This window comes from Proteiniclasticum ruminis DSM 24773 (assembly GCF_000701905.1).
Classification (GTDB): Bacteria; Bacillota; Clostridia; order Clostridiales; family Clostridiaceae; genus Proteiniclasticum; species Proteiniclasticum ruminis.
In genome coordinates this window covers 332,499-349,855 of the sequence record NZ_JNKC01000001.1, presented here as the reverse complement: position 1 = coordinate 349,855, position 17,357 = coordinate 332,499, and the positions used below count along the sequence as shown (strand labels likewise).

The following is a 17,357-nucleotide window of genomic DNA, read 5'->3' as shown; positions in this document are numbered from 1 at the left end:
AATCCCAGGACAGGATTCGGTGAAATCTTGCATGAGAGCTAGATTACTCAATATGAATTTCTCTCATAGGCTTTGTTAAGTTTTGACAGTGTCTGTTATGGACTGTATAATAAAAGTTGAGAAAATAGATTGTATACAATCAAATAACATAAAAGGAAGAGCAGAATGATAAAGTATAGACTTAAAATTACCGATATCCTGGAAGAGTCAGAAGATACATGGACATTTCTCTTGGAAATGCCGGAGGATTTTAACTGGGAGGAAGGTTCCCATGCGCACATTGGTATTGAGGGGTATGATTTTAATGCTCCCAAAGGTACGTTTGTCAGGCATATGTCCATCATGACGTTGCCCGAAGAAGGGAAGATTGGGTTCACCACTCGAAAACGTGGAGACCTATCTGTGTTTAAAGAGACACTTTTCAATATGAAGGTAGGACAGGAACTCCTTGTGTTTAAACCCGGGTCTAGAATGGCACTGAGACGTGAAAACCGTCCTCTGGTTCTTCTTTCCATGGGGGTAGGCATTGCAACCATGAGGCCGCTGATTCTGCAGCACCATAACAATCCAATGGGAATCAAAGACGTGTACCAGATTAATGTGGATGCTGGTGGAAGCTTTCTTTATCAGAAGGAATTTGAATCCATGGCAGGTGACAGCGTCAAGCATGCGTGGCTGAAAGGAAGAAGCGGGCTGGATGAGGTTCTTGAAAATGTGCTTTCAGATGAATCCCCCATTTTTTATCTTGTGGGCAGTGATGCTTTTGTGATTCAGCGCACCCATTGGCTCATGGAACATGGCGTGGAATTTAAAGATATTGTTGTGGATAAAAAAGAGCAGTTCATCAGCAGAATGCTTATGATGAGCCCAAAAGATTTTCAGATGATATTATAGCAGAATGAATCTATATGAATCTATTCTGATGAATTGTCCAAAAGAAGAGAGGAACGGTGTTCCTTTCTTCTTTTGTTGTTTTCAAAAGCTCTGATATAATAATTCTAGTTACAGATTGAAAATAACCCATTTGCAGGAGGCGTTTTGTGAATTATTTTTATGGAAAAAGTCAGTTTAATAGTCTAAGAAGGGCTCAGGAAAGATATTATCTTTTGACAAACCAAAGAGGCGGGTATTCCTCTTTGTCAATTTCTGGTTCAGCATCAAGGAATGAGCAGGTGCTTCTCATGGCCGCGGTGAAAGCTCCTAATCATTGGGTGCAGTTCATCTCCAATATGGAAGAAATCATAACAGTTCAAGAGAAAGAGTGCAGTCTTCTTTCCCAGGAGTTTGTTGGTTACACGAAAAATGCGGAAGGGTTCAGACATCAGGACAGTTTCGAGATGGCTGATTTTCCGACCTATAGGTATCGGGTTTTTGGTGTGGAGCTTGAGAAGAGAATTGTCATGAAACATGAAGAAAATCTGCTGCTGCTTTCCTACAATATTGTGAATCGGAGTGAGAATCCTGTCAGGATCCGACTGAAACCATGGCTCAGGTTCACCAAAAAAGGAGATATGCCTTTGCAAGGGCAGACTTTCGAGTTGAGAAGAGATTGTATGTCAAGCAATGGCTACACGTTGCAGTATAAAACAGATGGCCGGATACAGGTGGATGAAGCTTCCTGGCAAAAAGATCTGTATTTTGAAGATGATGCTAAAGATGAACGGGATTCTGTGGGCAGTGCATTTTCCATGCACTCCTATGTCTATGACCTCATGCCTGGAGAGGTTCGGGATGCTTATGTCATGTACGGGCTGAAAGATATCAATGAGTCACCTTCGGAAATCATGGAAAATGAGACAGCACGAAAAAAAGAGCTTCTGAAAAGAGCAGATGTGAATTCAGGTTTGGCAAAGAAACTTGTTCTTGCAGCAGATGCTTTTGTCGTGGATCGGGATTCTACAGGAGGGAAAACCATTCTAGCAGGGTATCCATTCTTTGGAGACTGGGGCAGAGATACAATGATTGCAGTGATGGGATGCTGCATCGCCACAGGAAGGAAAGAGGATACAGAAAATATATTCCGTTCTTTCATGAAATACATGAGAAAAGGAATCATGCCCAATATGTTCCCAGAAGGGGATGCAGCGCCTATGTATAATACAGCAGATGCCTCCCTCCTCTTTATTTATGCTGTTCAAATGTACTTTGATCAGTTTGGGGATCTGGACTTTGTGCGGGAAGCATACCCTGAAATGAAGGAGATCGTTGAATGGTATAAGAAGGGAACCGATTTTCACATCAGAATGGAGGACGACGGACTGATTTCTGCGGGGAAAGATCTGGAGCAGGTGACCTGGATGGATATAAGAATCCAAGATGTGCTGCCAACACCAAGACACGGGAAACCTGTGGAGATTAATGCCTACTGGTATAATGCGCTGAAGATCCTGGCTTCTTTCTCCAGAATGCTGCATTTGGATGAGGATGCTGCCTATGAGGAGCTTTCCGAAAAAGTGAAAGAATCCTTTTTGAATCAGTTCTGGAATGAGAAAGAGCAGTGCCTAAAAGATGTTATATCCGGCACTTCTGCGGATGATCAGGTCAGACTGAATCAGATTTGGGCTGTTTCTTTACCATACAGCATTCTACCCATAGAGAAAGAAAAGCTTGTAGTAGAAAAAGTGTATGCAGAATTATTTACACCCTATGGACTTCGGTCCCTTTCACCAAAGGATCCTGAGTTCAAATCATCTTACGGCGGGTCCTTATGGAACAGAGATATGGCATATCATCAAGGAACTGTCTGGGCATTTCCGCTGGGGGCATATTATCTCTCCTATCTGAAGGTGCATGCATACAGTGAAGAATCAAAAATAAAAGTCAGACGGGATCTGGAACTTCTGGAGGGGACGCTTCAAGAAGGTTGTTTAGGCCAGATTGCAGAAATATTTGATGGTTTGGAACCTGATGTGTCCAAAGGCTGTTTTGCTCAGGCTTGGAGTGTGGGTGAGCTGCTGCGAGCGGTAAAAGCAGCAGAGTGATGTATAATAATTCATAAAAACAATTAAGAATGCGTAAATAGAGGTGCGATTAAGATAGAAAGAGCTTGAGCAAGAACAAAGGACCTCTTTGATGATGGTGGCATTTTATTTATTCAGTAAATTCTGTTAATATAAAGATGAGCTCCAAGGAATACCTAAAACAGACATCCAATGGAACCCATCTTTAGAAACAGAATAAAAGAATCCGCTTAATCACCGTAGATTGTTAATCTGCTATACCTGAAAAGAGAAAGAGACCATAGACTTACCATTAGTCCAATACATTGAAGCCAAATACACATAGAACCAAAAAATCTAAGTGAATTGCATGCAGAGATGAAAAAGACCATTTGTAGATTTAAGTAACAAGTACCTTAGCAGATGAAGTCATTAAGCAGGAACCACTTTTAGGAAACAAAGAAAATGGTGGAAAGAAAGATGAACGTTGAGAAAGGTTCGTTGGAGCTTTTCCATTGCAATAAAAAGAGAACTCCTTTCAACTGGGAGTTCTCTTTTTATTTTGTCATACCCCATGTCAAAATAAAGCACTATGAAGAATCAGGTCAAAGGCTTAAAATACGCCCGCTCGATACAAGAAAGAGCATGAGTTTCTCAGAGAAATTGATAGACGAAAACTAAAGTCATCCATATTGAAACCTTGAGAGGTGAAAACATGCTGAAGAACCATAAACTGTCAAAAGCCATCTCCGACGCATCCTGGTCCACTTTCGTGAGCATGCTTTGCTATTAGGCAGCATGGTACGGAAGAACGACCATAAGGCAGACGGTTTCTTTGCATTGATCCAGCTTTGTCATGTTTGTGGATATAAAAACAGCGAGGTGAAAAACCTCGCCGTCAGAGAATGGACTTGTCCAATGGTCACGCTACACAGGACCGAGACTATAACAACGCAGCTAAGAACCTATTGAAAGAAAATAGGTTATTATAGCTTCTCAGGGGGGGACTACCTGTTGAGCTAGGAGATGCTTATCTCGGAGAGATCTTGACCCGGAAGCTCCCACTTCAAGATGAATTCAATCCTTTTGAAGTGGTCAGTAGTTCACCTCATAGATATCAGGGAGGTTTCGGTACTTCTCCTGATAATCCAGTCCATAGCCTACCACGAATGTATCTGGCATAGTAAAGAGGCTGTAGTGAACCGTTACATTCAACAGGCGCTTTTTCGGGTTATCAAGCAAAGTGAGCACCTTCAGGCTTTTTGGAGAAAAAGATTCAATATGCTGCAAGATGGTTCCAAGGGTCAGACCGGTACCAATGACATCCTCCAGGAGCAGCACGTGTTTTCCTTTTATGGGAATGGAAAGATCTTTTATGTAGGTGATGATTCTATTTCTTTCTGTATCTCTTTTCACACCGATGGATAAAAAATCAATGAGAACAGGCCTTTTGAGTGCTCTTGTAAAATCAGTTAAAAAGTAGACGGAGCCTTTTAATATGGCCAATATAACCAGGTCTTCATCAGGTGGATACGCTTCAAGAATGATCGATGACATCTCTTTGATTCTCTTTGCAATCTCATCCTCTGTATAGAGGATTTTTCCTAAACTACTCATCTGCTATCTCCCATTTGCCAAATCTTTCTAAAAGATTATGGAATTCATTTTTATAGACAATGCTGACATTGATTTTAGGATAAAGCTTTTTCATAAGACTCAGCTTTTTCTTTTTATCCTGGGTATACTTCTGGTTCATGACGGTGAGTTCGATATAGGTATCAAATTTTGGCAGGTAAAAGTCAGGAGAAAAGGCTTTCGTGATATTGCCTTCAAGATCCCATTCCAGGGGAAAGGTTCGTGGCTCGTAATCCCATTCGAAATCATATAGATCCAAAACCTTGGCAAATTCTTCCTCTGAAGAGTTCTTGAATATCACTGCACCATTTTTTGATACTTCAGGAGCAGACTGATCCAAATGATAGTAATTCTTCAAGAGGGACAGAGCCTCATTCAATGTAATGCTGTCTGTATTTAGTATCAGATCATAAAGAAGAGAATTGGACCAGTCCTCATGATAGAGTAGATGGATATATTTTTTATGTCTTCTGTCCGTAAGCTCCAGAATTCTCTTTGCATCCTCTTCCGCAAGATTATTCTCCATCATGAGCCGATGGGTTCTTTTCTCTACACTTCCATGGATTTTTATATGTCCTACTGAGGTGTGCCTGCGAAAAATAATCTGAGCACCAAGTCCACTGACAACAGCAGGAGCTTCAGAAACTGCAGATTTAAGTTTACTCTCCACAAACTCCTGAAAGGTAGTGCCAGAAGAAGAGGCTTTCAAAAAATAACCAGGGCTTTCTTCCAGCATATGGAGTTCATGTTTTGTAGCAATTTCAGGCAGCCAGTTTTTCAGAGCGTACTCCCGGTTGAAATAGGAAATATCAAGATCATGAGCCAGTTCTTTTGCAATTTGATCTCCCATACTGCCGGCTTCTCTAGAGAAGGTCAAAAGACTTTTCATGAAAAATTCCTCCTGTTCATTCTGTAACTTCATTTTATCATAAAAGCGGTCTTGTGTTGCGGGGTTACATATTTCCTTTCATGAAGAACAAGTCAAGAGTGAAATAGTGTTGACAAATCATCCCTATAGTGTAATTCATAAAAGATTGTGGTATGATTAAAGTTATACAAAACGGTGATTTTGTTTGCGGAATTCTACTATTTATGGAGGTACATTATGGGGATCAAGGCTGTCGTTTTTGACCTGGATGGAGTTTTGGTCGACACGGACAGATTCCATTATCTTGCATGGAAAAAAGTACTGCAGGATTTAGGGGAAGACTTTACAGCAGAAGATAATGAGCAGATAAAAGGGGTGGCCAGATTCAGAGCCCTGGAAATACTGCTGAAAATGAAAAACGTCGAGATGAGTGAAGTGGAGAAAATGCGGATACTCCGCAAGAAGAACAATCTTTATCTGGAACATGTGACAGATATTGATGATTCTGATATTCTTCCTGGAGTGGAAGAGTTTCTGGAGCTTCTGAAGTTCAATGGCATTACTACTGCAATTGCCTCAACCAGTGACAATACATCCATTATTCTGGAACTCACAGGTCTGAAGAAATACTTTGATGTGGTCATTGACGGACACCGGGTTAGATCACCAAAACCAGACCCTGAAGTTTACTTGGAAACTGCAGGAGAACTTAAAGTGTCGCCAGCAGAGTGTGCAGTATTTGAAGATTCCAAAGCAGGGGTGTTGTCAGGGAAACGAGCTGGGATGTGGGTTGTGGCTGTGAGTGAGAGGCCGATTCTTGAAGCGGATAAGTGGGTCAGCTCTCTGGAAGGCCTGACAGAAGCAATACTGAGATTCTAATCTTTAAGTGAAAGGATGGTCAATGATATGCAAACAGCAGCATTTTTTGATATTGACGGAACCTTATATCGAGAAGTATTTATGAAAGAGCTATTCAAAAGAATGATCCGAAGTGAGATTATCCGGGAAGAAGAGTGGTACAAAGAGGTCAAGCCTTATTACGACCAGTATGACCGTAGAGTAGGTTCTTATGATGATTATCTTCTACGTATGGCGACGATTTATACTGATGCAATCAAAGGATACCACCGGAGTTTTATTGAGCATATTATCCATAATGTCGTACGGGACATGGGGCTTAGAAACTATCTCTTCACCAGAAACCGCATCAAATGGCATAAAAATCAGGGCCATAAAGTCCTGACAATCTCAGGAAGTCCCATTGAACTCGTAAAAGAAATGGCAAAGCTTCATGATTTTGATGATTACAGAGGCTCCATCTATCCTGTGGATGATAAAGAGCGGTATACAGGGGAAGTAATTCCCATGTGGGACAGCAAATCAAAGCAGAAGGCGATTTATGAGTTCAAGGAAAAGTATGATATTGACCTTGATGCCTCCTATGCCTATGGGGATACAGCTGGGGATTTCTCCATGTTTCAACTGGTAGGACACCCAGTTCTCGTTAATCCTACGAAGGAGCTTGTGAATCTTGTCTTGAGCGATCCAGAGGTGAAACATAAGGCGGAAGTCGCAGTGGAAAGAAAAGACCTGATTTATCGGGTAAAGATTGAGGAGCTTGCAGTAGATTAAGAAATGAGGGATGCACATTGCTGAAACAGCAAGAAGTCATTCCAGTGGTAGTGCAAGGCAGTGAACAGACGTTGAAATTTCATGGTAAAGAAATTATCAGAAACGCTATCTTTTTTGATCTTGAACATTATTTATACAAGGAGCCCATTGCCATTGGTGTATTTGGTGCTGCGGTTTATGAGGAAGCAGAAAAAGCTGTCATAACCACCCAGTATATGATTGAGAACAAAAAGGATGCCAGAGCTATCCTGGAAATGACAAAAGAGTATTTTATCAATCAGAAAAATAATGGAAAACAGTATTTGGTGACTTTTTCCGGAAATAATGACTTTTTAGTAATCAACCATTTATATCAGAAATATGATATTTCATACAGCTTTGAAGAGGAGTTCGTACTGATTGACCTTCAGAAGGAATATGAGCAGAAATTCCAGAAGAATATTGGATTGAAGAATCTTGAAAAACTGCATCAGATTGATCGTGGTGGAGAGCTGATCTCAGGTATGACTCTTGCTAAAACATTCTCGAAAATCATCAAAGACCAGGGATATTTTGATCGCATGCCCCTAGAGAAAGTGGAAAAGATTCTAAAGTATAATGAAGAAGATGTTGTGAATCTTTTTAACATCATGAATTGCTGGGAAAGTGTGACCATGGAGGATGTACTGATTCTTGAAGAAAAGCTGCAAAAAGAGAAAATGGAGAAACTTGCATTAAAAGCTCTTCTTGAAGAACAGATAGAACAGGAAGAGAGCAATCATCCATTTAAAGGACAAAAAGAAGAATTAGGATATTCATCTTAACAGATGATGAATGTAAGAGTAATGAAAGCCATGATTAAATCCAAACAGGATTTTCATGGTTTTTTTGGACACTGTAGAGCGATACATCCTGCGGGTTATATAAAAGCGTCATGGAACTAGTGTGAGGTGGAATATGGGATTTAATTTTAGAAAGAGAATACGCTTAGGGAAATATTTCAGTTTGAATGTCGGAAAGTCAGGAGTGAGTCTTTCTGCTGGGAGAAAAGGATTCAGGCAGAGTATCAATACCAAGGGTCAAGCCAGAACAACCATTGGCATTCCCGGTACAGGGCTATCCTACAGTAAAACGCTGAATGCAAAGAAGCTGATAAACACTGTGGGAGGGAATAAACCAGTGCATTCCACTTCACGAAATATCTCGTTTGAAGAGGAAGTGAGGCAATTCAACGAAGATCTGGAATATCTTGTCACATTGCATCATGAGGCGGATTATCCGGAAGATATCGCAACAGGGAGTATTTTAGAGGGGGATATACCCTATAAATCAGGAGAAGATGGGCCTCATGCAAGAGCTGCCAGAGAGGTCATCGAAGAGAACAAGCCAGGATTTTTCAAGAGGATTTTTTCTGGAAAACAATACAGGGACGATTCAGAAGAAATGCTGAATCAGGCAAAGGCTGCAGACGAGGAACTTCTTTCAAAATGGGAGAGAAATAAGAAAATATCCGGAGACCTGTTGAAAATGAAAGAGGCTTCCCCTGTGGAAGTTCTGAAAAATATTGGGCTGGAAAAAGACATGGAGTTTGTTGAAGGGTTTGACTGCTCTCTGGATTCAGGAGGATGTTTGAATATTGAGATCACCATCAATCCAGAGTCAGTGGTGCCAAAGGAATACATTACATTAACGCCAACAGGAAAACTCTCTATAAGAGAATACTCAAAAACGGATTATTATAACATCATCAGCCAATTCACAGCTGCTCTTACACTACGTACCGGAAGAAATGTGTTTAATCTGGTTTCACCGACTGAAATACGTCTGCATGTGCATGAAAAGAAGATGAACGGTGTTTCAGGGCTTCAGTCGGAAGTACTCATCTTGTCTGTCCTTTTGGATAAGGAAACATTCAATAAAATCAACTTTGAGCAAAGTCAACCCTTCGATACTCTTACAGAGTTCAGACATGAAGTGGATTTCCTGAAAACAAAAGGATTTAAAGAAGTTCAACGCCTGAACTGATCATTGAGTATTTCAGATCGTTATGTACTGAAAAAGCGGTAAATATATTTGATATTTAACAGTTGTGAGTTACAACATAAAAAAAAACGAGAAGTTTGTGAAAAAGATGCTTTTGCTAAACGTTTTCTTTTTATAAACTGTAATAAAAAAAATAAATATGATTTTTGTGAAAATTGACTTTCAAAATAAATTGTGGCACATTGTATTAGTTAGACTTTTGTTTGAAACCATTGCGTAGAACAGGAGAAAAGATAATTTGTTAATTATCAGACTAGTGTTGGGAAGGAGGATAAACATGAAGAAACTCATTAAGGATATTATAGAACTGGATAAAGCAGCAAGAACTGAACTTGAGCAAATCAAAGAAGAGTTGGACAAAGTTCCTGCTTATGTTGCCAGCCAAAGACCTTTAATTGAGACAAAATATAAAAGGGATATTGAGCAGCACTTGACGGAACTGAAGGGAAAATTGCAAGCTGAGTATGATGATAAAGTGATACAGACATCGGTGAAGTACGAAAAATCTTTAGAGAAACTTAGGAATCAGTATAAATATAACCGGGAGCGATGGCTGAAGGAGATATTTGAGAACTGTATTGACAGCTAGCTGATGAGGAGGAAGGAGAAAAACTATGGGGATTGTGAATAGTCCTGCTCTTGCCGCCAAAGCAAAATCAATGTACGGGCTTAGACTGAAGAAAGAAGATTATGATGAACTCCTCAGAAAAAGTACAGTGCCTGAAATAGCGGGATACCTCAAGAATGAGACAGATTATGGTTCTACGATGCGAGATATCTATGAGAATCGTATCCATCGAGGACAGCTGGAACAGCTGATAAGACAAAACATGTATGAAAAGATCGAAAGACTTCTCAAATTCTCTATGTTGACAAATCATGAGTTTTATAGATTGAATATCGTGAAACGAGAGATTGAAGTCATCCTTTTGATCCTTCGAGCCATCATTCAGGATGAAGAACATGAGGATATACAGTACAGTACACTTATTTCGGAGATCCCATTGGCTCTTTCAGATTATTTTTCATATGATATAGATAAGATATCTGAGACGTCTTCATTAGAGGATATTCTTGATATATTGCAGGGTACTTCATATCGCGCCGTACTGAAAAAGTATATGGACAAGAAAGAAGAGAAGCTGGACTTACCTGCAATAGAGCAAGAGCTCTTCAGTGCATACTATCAGAATGTGTTTCGAGTCATTGAGAAGAACTTCAGTGGAAGAGTGAAAAAAGAACTGATGGATATTTATAAAACTCAGATTGAACTGATGAACATTGTCAAAATATATCGAATGAAGAAATTCTTCAAGGTTTCCAATGAGTATATCGAAAAGACAATGGTTCATATGAAGTCCAGAATGAGTGATACATTCATCAAACATCTCATCGCGCAACCCGATGCGGAAAGTGTGTTGAGAGTTTTAGAATCTTCTAAGTATAAAATGTATGTAGATGATAAAGAATACACATACATAGAGTACTATTCTGACCAAATCAAGTATCACTTGGCAAAACGATATATGAGATTCTCTATAGATTCTCCGGTAATATATACCGTTTATGTGATATTAATGGAATTAGAAATTTCAAATATAACTAATATTATAGAAGCAGTAAGATATGGAACTCAAAAGAGTGAAGTGGAAAGTCTGCTGATTTATTAAGGAAGGAGGAGTAAAGTATGGCAATTGCTAAAATGAAACTGGTCAATATTTTTGCGGATAATGAGCATTTAGATGAAGTGCTGGCGAAATTCATCGAGCTTGACAACTTCCATCCAGAACCGGCTTCTAAGCTTGTAGGAGCAGTGCATGGATTGACTTCTATGTATTATGACAATCCATATTTAAAGATGCTGAACAGAATCAACGAAATTGTCGATAAGATGCATCTTGAGATTGTGCCAAAAGAAGTAAATGTTCAGGAATGCGATTTAAGTAGAATCGAGCGATTTATTGAAAGAACTTACCATAAGTTTGAAGAAATCACATCAAATGAAAATGAAATCAAGCAGCTGATCCAAGAAGACCAGGATGCTCTAAAACAAGTTCGAAATATCAAATCCTTGGATATTTCACTCGATGATTTGTTTTCTTGCCGTTATCTCATAAGCAGAGTCGGTAGACTGCCTTTGGACAGTGAAGAAAAGCTGAAGTTTTATGATAACAGACCATTTATATGGAACTCATTCAACAAGGACAGCAATTACAGCTGGGGTATCTACATAACGACTAATGAATTCGAACGAGAGGTGGACAACGTATTTTCTTCTCTCTATTTTGACAGAATCCATATACCAGATTTTGTACATGGTACACCTGAAGAAGCAGAAGAGAACCTGCTAAAGGAAATCGACAGCTTAAACAAGGATTTGTTAAAGCTCAAAGAAAGTGAACAAGAGCTTCTTGAGAGAACAAGAGACAGATATTCGTTATTTACCGCAGTGCTTTCTAAGGTCAGCATGATCTTTGAAGCAAGAAAGTTTGTCGTGGGATTAGGTGGAAGATTCTCTATCACCGGATTCATGGCTAAAGATGACTTGGATCAAATCCATAAGCTGTTTGAGGGTATTCCTTCTGTTGAAATTGAAGTGCGTCCAGCGAACAATGATAAAAGGCTTACTCCACCAACAAAACTGAAGAATGGATGGTTTTCTGAACCCTTCGGAATGTTTGTTGAGATGTATGGAGTTGCAGATTATAAAGGGATAGATCCTACACCGTTTGTTGCGCTGACTTATACACTGCTCTTCGGAATTATGTTTGGAGATGTCGGACAAGGACTTGTACTTTCTCTTCTTGGATGGGTCATGTATAAGTTTAAGGGTATGAAATTAGGTGCTGTAGGTATACGTATCGGTATTTCTTCAGCAGTATTCGGATTATTGTATGGGTCTGTATTTGGAAATGAACATCTTTTAGATCCGTTCTTCATCAATGTGCTGGGTCTGCCAGGCAAACCAATCCATACCATGGATCCTGGTTTTACAATGACACTGCTGCTTTCTGCCATCGCCATTGGTTCTGTTCTGATTATTTCTACCATAGGTATTAATATCTATGTGAACTATAAGAAAAAACATACAGTGGAGATGTTCCTGTCACATAATGGCGTGGCTGGATTGGTGTTTTACGGCTTTGTGATCATTGGCGCAGGTCTGATGCTTGGTGGCATAGCAAATCCCTTTAATCCAGTAACATTAGTTCTATTCGTAGGAGTACCACTATTGCTCATGTTCCTGAAGGAAGCAATTGAAAGAAAGGTACATGGAGAGGCGATGTTCCCGAATGGATTTGGTGGATTTTTCACTGAAGCATTTTTTGAACTCTTTGAAATTGTGCTCTCTTATATCACGAATACTATGTCTTATATGAGAGTAGCAGGGTTTGTGCTTTCCCATGCAGGTATGATGCTGGTTGTTTCGAGCCTTATGGAAATGACTGGAAATGCAGGACCAATAGTGTTTATTTTTGGTAATATTTTCGTTATGGCGTTGGAAGGGCTCATCGTAGGTATACAGGTACTGAGACTGGAGTTTTATGAAATGTTCTCCAGATACTATACTGGCGATGGAATTCCTTTTAAAACTTTGAAAGAATATTTATAGTGGAGGATAAAAAATGTTAAATATGATCGAATTATTAGTTCCAATGGTACTTATTGTGTTAATCTCTCTTCCTTTAATAAAGGTGTTTAAAGGAAATATGAGCGCTCAGTCCGCAAAAACCAGGCTGATTACTCATATCGTCATGTTCTTTGTTGTAGTGATTGGTTCAGTCCTTTTCTCTGTAGGAGATTTCTCTGTACTTGCAGCAGAAGGTACTGCAGCTGCTGGCGAATCTATAACTGGAACCATCGCACAGGGATTAGGCTTTATCAGTGCAGCCCTTGCTACAGGAATGTCTGCTCTTGGCGCTGGTATCGCAGTTGCAGCAGCAGCACCAGCAGCTATTGGCGCATTCTCTGAAAATGAAAAGAACTTTGGTAAATCTCTGATTTTCGTTGCCCTTGGTGAAGGTGTTGCGATTTACGGATTGTTGATCTCTATTCTTATTATTAACAAGCTGTAAGATAAGGAGGTTTTCATGAGATTTTTTCTAATAAGTGACAATATTGATACTCAAATGGGGATGCGGATGGCAGGAATTGAAGGTGTTGTCGTTCACGAACGTCGTGAAGTGCTTGAAGAGCTGGAAAAGGCAATGCATCAGGAAGATATTGCCATAGTCCTTATTACAACGAAACTCATCGAAACCTGCGCAGATGTTATTTCTGAATTAAAATTAAGACAGCTCAAACCATTGATCGTTGAAATACCAGACCGTCATGGCCAGCATAAGATTGGTGAGACCATAGACAAGTATGTAAGCGATGCAATTGGTGTGAAATTATGAGGTGAAGAATATGAAATATAATACAATCGCAGAGCTGGAAACCTATTTTAGAAATGAAATCGGTAGATTATCACAAAAGGAAATGGATGATGCCAGAAATGAGATTCAAAGAATCAAGAATAGAAGCATAAAACAAATTGAGGACTACGAAGCGAAGAATACTAATGTGTATTTAGAGCATGAAGTAAAGAGTATAGAAAGTGAACATGCGATTGCCATCAGTAAACTCATTGATGAAAATCAGAGGAAGCTGATGCGTATGAGAAATGAGCTGATTGAGGAGCTGTTTGGTGAACTGAAGTCAAAATTGAAGGCGTATACAGCAACTGAAGAGTATCTCAGCAAGATGAAGGCTAAAATTGAAGCGGTCAGTGGAGCATATGGTTCAAAAGCAAATCTGCTGATATCAGAAAATGATATGAAGTATGCGGAAGAACTTGGAGCATGCTTCAAAGGAGAAGCTCAGGTAAAAGCAAAGAAAGAGATTGAGATTGGTGGCTTTATCATTGAATTCTATGAAGAGAATATTTTCATTGATGAAACCTATGATGCAAAGCTGAAAGAGCAGCACAATAAATTCTATGCGAATTCTGAACTGATTCTAAACTGATATGTGGGCGTTGCATTCAATGCAAAGAGGTGATTAAGTGAGTGAAAATTTAATATATTCAATTAATGGGCCTGTAATCACTGTGAAAGATTCTTCTGATTTTGAAATGTTGGAAATGGTTTATGTTGGCCATAAGAAGCTTATGGGAGAAGTAATTTCCATTACGAATAAATTCACGACGATTCAGGTGTATGAAAGTACAACCAGTCTAAAACCAGGTGAGCCGGTTTTCCCAACAGGAATGCCGATATCTGTAACTTTAGGACCTGGTATTATTAAAAATATCTTTGATGGTATCGAAAGACCGTTGAAGGATATTTCTCAGCTGTCCGGTGCTTTTATTGAACCGGGAAGCAATGTGGAGTCTCTGGATAACCATAAAGAATGGGATGTAACCATGAAGATACAAGAAGGTGAGGCACTTAGCCCAGGTCAGATCTATGCGACTGTTCCTGAAACAAACCTTATTGAACATAGACTCATGGTGCCACCACATCTATACGGAACTGCAGTTTATGTGGCGGAGAATGGCAAGCGTAAAATCCATGACTGTATACTGAAGCTGAAGGATGAAAATGGTGTTGTTCATGAACTGACACTAGTCCAAAAGTGGCCAATCAAGACACCAAGGCCTGTAAAAGAGAGGCTTCCAATATCGATACCACTAATTACAGGACAGAGAGTTATTGATACGCTGTTTCCCATCGCAAAAGGTGGAACAGCTGCTGTGCCAGGTGGTTTCGGGACCGGAAAAACCATGACACAGCATCAGCTGGCAAAATGGTGTGATGCAGATATTATTGTTTATGTGGGATGCGGTGAACGCGGAAATGAGATGACTCAAGTTCTTGAAGAATTCTCAGAACTGATTGACCCAAAATCGAACAGACCTCTTTTAGAAAGAACAGTCCTCATTGCCAATACATCAAACATGCCGGTGGCAGCTCGTGAAGCAAGTATTTATACAGGAATCACTTTGGCTGAATATTACCGGGATATGGGGTATCACGTGGCGATGATGGCAGACTCTACCTCACGTTGGGCAGAAGCTCTTCGTGAAATCAGCGGAAGACTTGAAGAAATGCCAGCAGAAGAAGGATTCCCTGCTTATTTGCCAAGCAGAATCTCGCAGTTCTATGAGAGAGCAGGATATGTGAAAAATACAAATTATTCCGAAGGGTCTGTGTCCATCATTGGAGCAGTATCTCCTCAAGGAGCGGATTTTTCAGAACCTGTAACACAGAATACAAAAAGGTTTGTCAGATGCTTCTGGGCGCTAGATAAACAGCTTGCCTATATTCGTCATTATTCTGCAATCAACTGGAACTTATCCTATTCTGAATATGTGGGGGATCTGTCCAGATGGTACAATAAAAACCTTGGACCTAAATTTCTCACACATAGGAATGAGATTATGACTCTTCTTGCAGAAGAAAACAAGCTGATGGAGATTGTGAAGCTGATTGGTAGTGATGTGCTTCCGGATGATCAGAAACTGATTATTGAAATTTCCAAGGTGATTAGAGTTGGATTCCTTCAGCAGAATGCATTCCATAAAGATGACACATACGTGCCTTTAGAGAAACAGCTGAAGATGATGGAGGTAATCCTTTATCTGAATAGAAAAGCCAGAGAATATATCAGCTCTGATAAATCACTGAATATGCTAATACAGACAGGTATCTTTGAAAATGTAACGCGAATGAAATATGATGTGCCGAACGATAATCTTGGAAAACTTGATGAGTACTACGGTATCATTGACAAAGCTATCGCTAAAGTACATTAGTCGAAAGGAGGAAATCAGTTGAGCCTTCAGTATTTGGGACTTAGCGAAATTAACGGCCCTCTCATTGTGTTAGACAATGTGAAGGAAGTTGGTTATGAAGAATTAGTAGAAATTACAATGAAGGATGGCACGGTGAAAACAGGCCGTGTCGTCCAGATAGATGGGCAACGTGTGGTTGTCCAGGTTTTTGAAGGGACCAATGGTCTTTCTTTAAAAAACACCACGTCAAAGTTCACAGGGAAACCGATGGAATTACCTTTGTCAAAGGAAATTCTTGGTAGAGTATTTAATGGGGCAGGTAAGCCTATTGATGGCCTTGGTAAGATTTTTGCAGATAAAATGATGGATATTAATGGCTTGCCGCTAAATCCTGTATCTAGAATTTATCCAAGAAACTATATCAATACCGGAATCAGCAGTATTGATGCCCTTACAACGCTAATCCGCGGACAGAAACTGCCGATTTTCACAGGTTCAGGAATGCCACATAATGAGCTGGCAGTTCAGATTGTGAAGCAGGCGAAAATATCCGAAGGAGACGGAAAAAACTTCGCAGTTGTTTTCGCTGCAATGGGTGTTAAGAATGATGTTGCGGATTACTTCAAAAGATCTCTGGAAGAAGCCGGTGTAATGGAAAATGTGGTGATGTTCTTGAATCTTTCTAATGATCCAATCATAGAACGTATTCTTGCACCACGTTGTGCTCTGACAGCCGCTGAATATCTAGCTTATGAACATGATATGCACATTCTGGTTATTCTAACGGATATTACCTCCTACAGTGAGGCTCTGCGTGAATTCTCCAACAGTAAAGGAGAAATTCCAGGAAGAAAGGGATATCCAGGATATCTGTACTCAGACTTGTCATCTCTTTATGAGAGAGCAGGAATTATTGAGAATGCAAAAGGATCTGTAACACAGATTCCGATACTGACAATGCCAAATGATGATATTACACACCCTATCCCAGATTTAACTGGGTATATTACCGAAGGCCAGATTGTTTTGGATCGAGACTTGAATCAGCTAGGGATATATCCGCCTGTAGGGGTACTGCCTTCACTTTCCAGACTGATGAAGGATGGTATTGGTGATGGTTATACTAGAAAAGATCACTCCTCTGTAGCGAATCAGCTGTTTGCCTGTTATGCGAAAGTACAGGATGCACGAAGTTTGGCTTCTGTTATTGGTGAAGATGAGTTAAGTGATCTGGATAAGCAGTATATGGAGTTTGGAAAACTCTTTGAAAGCCAGTTCCTGAATCAGGGAATGGATACAAATAGAGATATTCTTGAAACTCTGGACCTCGGATGGGATCTGCTTTCGATGCTACCTAAACAGGAACTGGATAGAATTGATTCCGAAATCCTCGATCAGAACTACAATCGAGAGCGGAGCATGAAAAGATTTAAGATTGCTGAAAGGTCTATCATCCGTGAACTAGCAATGGATGGTGAATAAT

The 17,357-nt window shown here is 39.9% G+C and carries 16 protein-coding genes; 14 read left to right on the top strand and 2 right to left on the bottom strand.

Features of this window, described 5'->3' with window-relative positions; all coding sequences use genetic code 11:
* Positions 1-165 precede the first annotated feature (165 nt).
* Together T487_RS0101700 and T487_RS0101695 are read left to right on the top strand one after the other, a co-directional pair.
* On the top strand, positions 166-894 hold the full coding sequence (locus T487_RS0101700; protein WP_031573251.1) for a ferredoxin reductase domain-containing protein: 729 nt from the start codon (positions 166-168) through the stop codon (positions 892-894).
* A 146-nt stretch (positions 895-1,040) separates the two neighbouring features.
* Complete coding sequence (locus T487_RS0101695) at positions 1,041-2,981, top strand: amylo-alpha-1,6-glucosidase (RefSeq protein ID WP_031573249.1); 1,941 nt, start codon at positions 1,041-1,043, stop codon at positions 2,979-2,981.
* Positions 2,982-4,034: 1,053 nt separating this feature from the next.
* On the opposite strand, the gene hpt is transcribed toward T487_RS0101695, so the two are convergent.
* Positions 4,035-4,556 (bottom strand): hypoxanthine phosphoribosyltransferase, encoded by a 522-nt coding sequence (hpt, locus tag T487_RS0101685; protein ID WP_031573242.1) that lies wholly within the window; start codon positions 4,554-4,556, stop codon positions 4,035-4,037.
* Positions 4,549-5,463 carry a cytidylate kinase family protein gene (locus T487_RS0101680; RefSeq protein ID WP_031573239.1) on the bottom strand — a complete coding sequence of 305 codons (915 nt, stop codon included), beginning with the start codon at positions 5,461-5,463 and terminating at the stop codon, positions 4,549-4,551. Before T487_RS0101680 ends, hpt begins: the two co-directional genes overlap by 8 nt.
* Positions 5,464-5,679: 216 nt before the next feature.
* Between T487_RS0101680 and pgmB the strand changes: the two genes are divergently transcribed.
* The 12 genes from pgmB (at position 5,680) to T487_RS0101620 (ending at position 17,356) form a co-directional block, all read left to right on the top strand.
* A complete protein-coding gene (pgmB, locus tag T487_RS0101675) occupies positions 5,680-6,321 on the top strand; it encodes a beta-phosphoglucomutase (RefSeq protein WP_031573236.1) in 642 nt (213 codons plus the stop codon).
* A 27-nt stretch (positions 6,322-6,348) separates the two neighbouring features.
* Positions 6,349-7,074: an HAD-IB family hydrolase gene (locus T487_RS0101670; protein ID WP_031573233.1), complete on the top strand. Its 726-nt coding sequence runs from the start codon at positions 6,349-6,351 to the stop codon at positions 7,072-7,074.
* A gap of 17 nt (positions 7,075-7,091) precedes the next feature.
* A complete protein-coding gene (locus T487_RS15270; RefSeq protein WP_074542575.1) occupies positions 7,092-7,877 on the top strand; it encodes a ribonuclease H-like domain-containing protein in 786 nt (261 codons plus the stop codon).
* A gap of 133 nt (positions 7,878-8,010) precedes the next feature.
* Complete coding sequence (locus T487_RS0101660; protein ID WP_031573228.1) at positions 8,011-9,078, top strand: DUF4236 domain-containing protein; 1,068 nt, start codon at positions 8,011-8,013, stop codon at positions 9,076-9,078.
* 295 nt (positions 9,079-9,373) lie between these two features.
* A complete protein-coding gene (locus tag T487_RS0101655; RefSeq protein WP_031573226.1) occupies positions 9,374-9,685 on the top strand; it encodes a hypothetical protein in 312 nt (103 codons plus the stop codon).
* A 25-nt stretch (positions 9,686-9,710) separates the two neighbouring features.
* On the top strand, positions 9,711-10,766 hold the full coding sequence (locus T487_RS0101650; protein ID WP_031573223.1) for a V-type ATPase subunit: 1,056 nt from the start codon (positions 9,711-9,713) through the stop codon (positions 10,764-10,766).
* A gap of 17 nt (positions 10,767-10,783) precedes the next feature.
* Positions 10,784-12,709, top strand: a complete 1,926-nt coding sequence (locus T487_RS0101645; protein ID WP_031573221.1) for a V-type ATP synthase subunit I — start codon at positions 10,784-10,786, stop codon at positions 12,707-12,709.
* Between the two features lie 13 nt (positions 12,710-12,722).
* Entirely contained in the window at positions 12,723-13,172 is a 450-nt protein-coding gene (locus tag T487_RS0101640) for an ATP synthase subunit C (RefSeq protein ID WP_031573219.1), read from the top strand.
* Between the two features lie 15 nt (positions 13,173-13,187).
* On the top strand, positions 13,188-13,496 hold the full coding sequence (locus T487_RS0101635) for a V-type ATP synthase subunit F (protein ID WP_031573217.1): 309 nt from the start codon (positions 13,188-13,190) through the stop codon (positions 13,494-13,496).
* 10 nt (positions 13,497-13,506) lie between these two features.
* The gene (locus T487_RS0101630) at positions 13,507-14,106 is read left to right on the top strand and encodes a V-type ATP synthase subunit E family protein (protein ID WP_031573214.1); all 600 of its coding nucleotides are present in this window, start codon (positions 13,507-13,509) and stop codon (positions 14,104-14,106) included.
* Positions 14,107-14,143: 37 nt separating this feature from the next.
* Complete coding sequence (locus T487_RS0101625) at positions 14,144-15,895, top strand: V-type ATP synthase subunit A (RefSeq protein WP_031573211.1); 1,752 nt, start codon at positions 14,144-14,146, stop codon at positions 15,893-15,895.
* An 18-nt stretch (positions 15,896-15,913) separates the two neighbouring features.
* A complete protein-coding gene (locus T487_RS0101620; protein ID WP_031573208.1) occupies positions 15,914-17,356 on the top strand; it encodes a V-type ATP synthase subunit B in 1,443 nt (480 codons plus the stop codon).
* Position 17,357: the final 1 nt, after the last annotated feature.

Excerpts from the sequence above, each read along its gene's own strand:
- T487_RS0101700 (WP_031573251.1), top strand. The coding sequence starts at position 166 with ATGATAAAGTATAGACTTAAAATTACCGATATCCTGGAAGAGTCAGAA.
- hpt (WP_031573242.1), bottom strand. The coding sequence starts at position 4,556 with ATGAGTAGTTTAGGAAAAATCCTCTATACAGAGGATGAGATTGCAAAG.
- T487_RS0101680 (WP_031573239.1), bottom strand. The coding sequence starts at position 5,463 with ATGAAAAGTCTTTTGACCTTCTCTAGAGAAGCCGGCAGTATGGGAGAT.
- pgmB (WP_031573236.1), top strand. The coding sequence starts at position 5,680 with ATGGGGATCAAGGCTGTCGTTTTTGACCTGGATGGAGTTTTGGTCGAC.
- T487_RS0101670 (WP_031573233.1), top strand. The coding sequence starts at position 6,349 with ATGCAAACAGCAGCATTTTTTGATATTGACGGAACCTTATATCGAGAA.
- T487_RS0101660 (WP_031573228.1), top strand. The coding sequence starts at position 8,011 with ATGGGATTTAATTTTAGAAAGAGAATACGCTTAGGGAAATATTTCAGT.
- T487_RS0101655 (WP_031573226.1), top strand. The coding sequence starts at position 9,374 with ATGAAGAAACTCATTAAGGATATTATAGAACTGGATAAAGCAGCAAGA.
- T487_RS0101650 (WP_031573223.1), top strand. The coding sequence starts at position 9,711 with ATGGGGATTGTGAATAGTCCTGCTCTTGCCGCCAAAGCAAAATCAATG.
- T487_RS0101645 (WP_031573221.1), top strand. The coding sequence starts at position 10,784 with ATGGCAATTGCTAAAATGAAACTGGTCAATATTTTTGCGGATAATGAG.
- T487_RS0101640 (WP_031573219.1), top strand. The coding sequence starts at position 12,723 with ATGTTAAATATGATCGAATTATTAGTTCCAATGGTACTTATTGTGTTA.
- T487_RS0101635 (WP_031573217.1), top strand. The coding sequence starts at position 13,188 with ATGAGATTTTTTCTAATAAGTGACAATATTGATACTCAAATGGGGATG.
- T487_RS0101630 (WP_031573214.1), top strand. The coding sequence starts at position 13,507 with ATGAAATATAATACAATCGCAGAGCTGGAAACCTATTTTAGAAATGAA.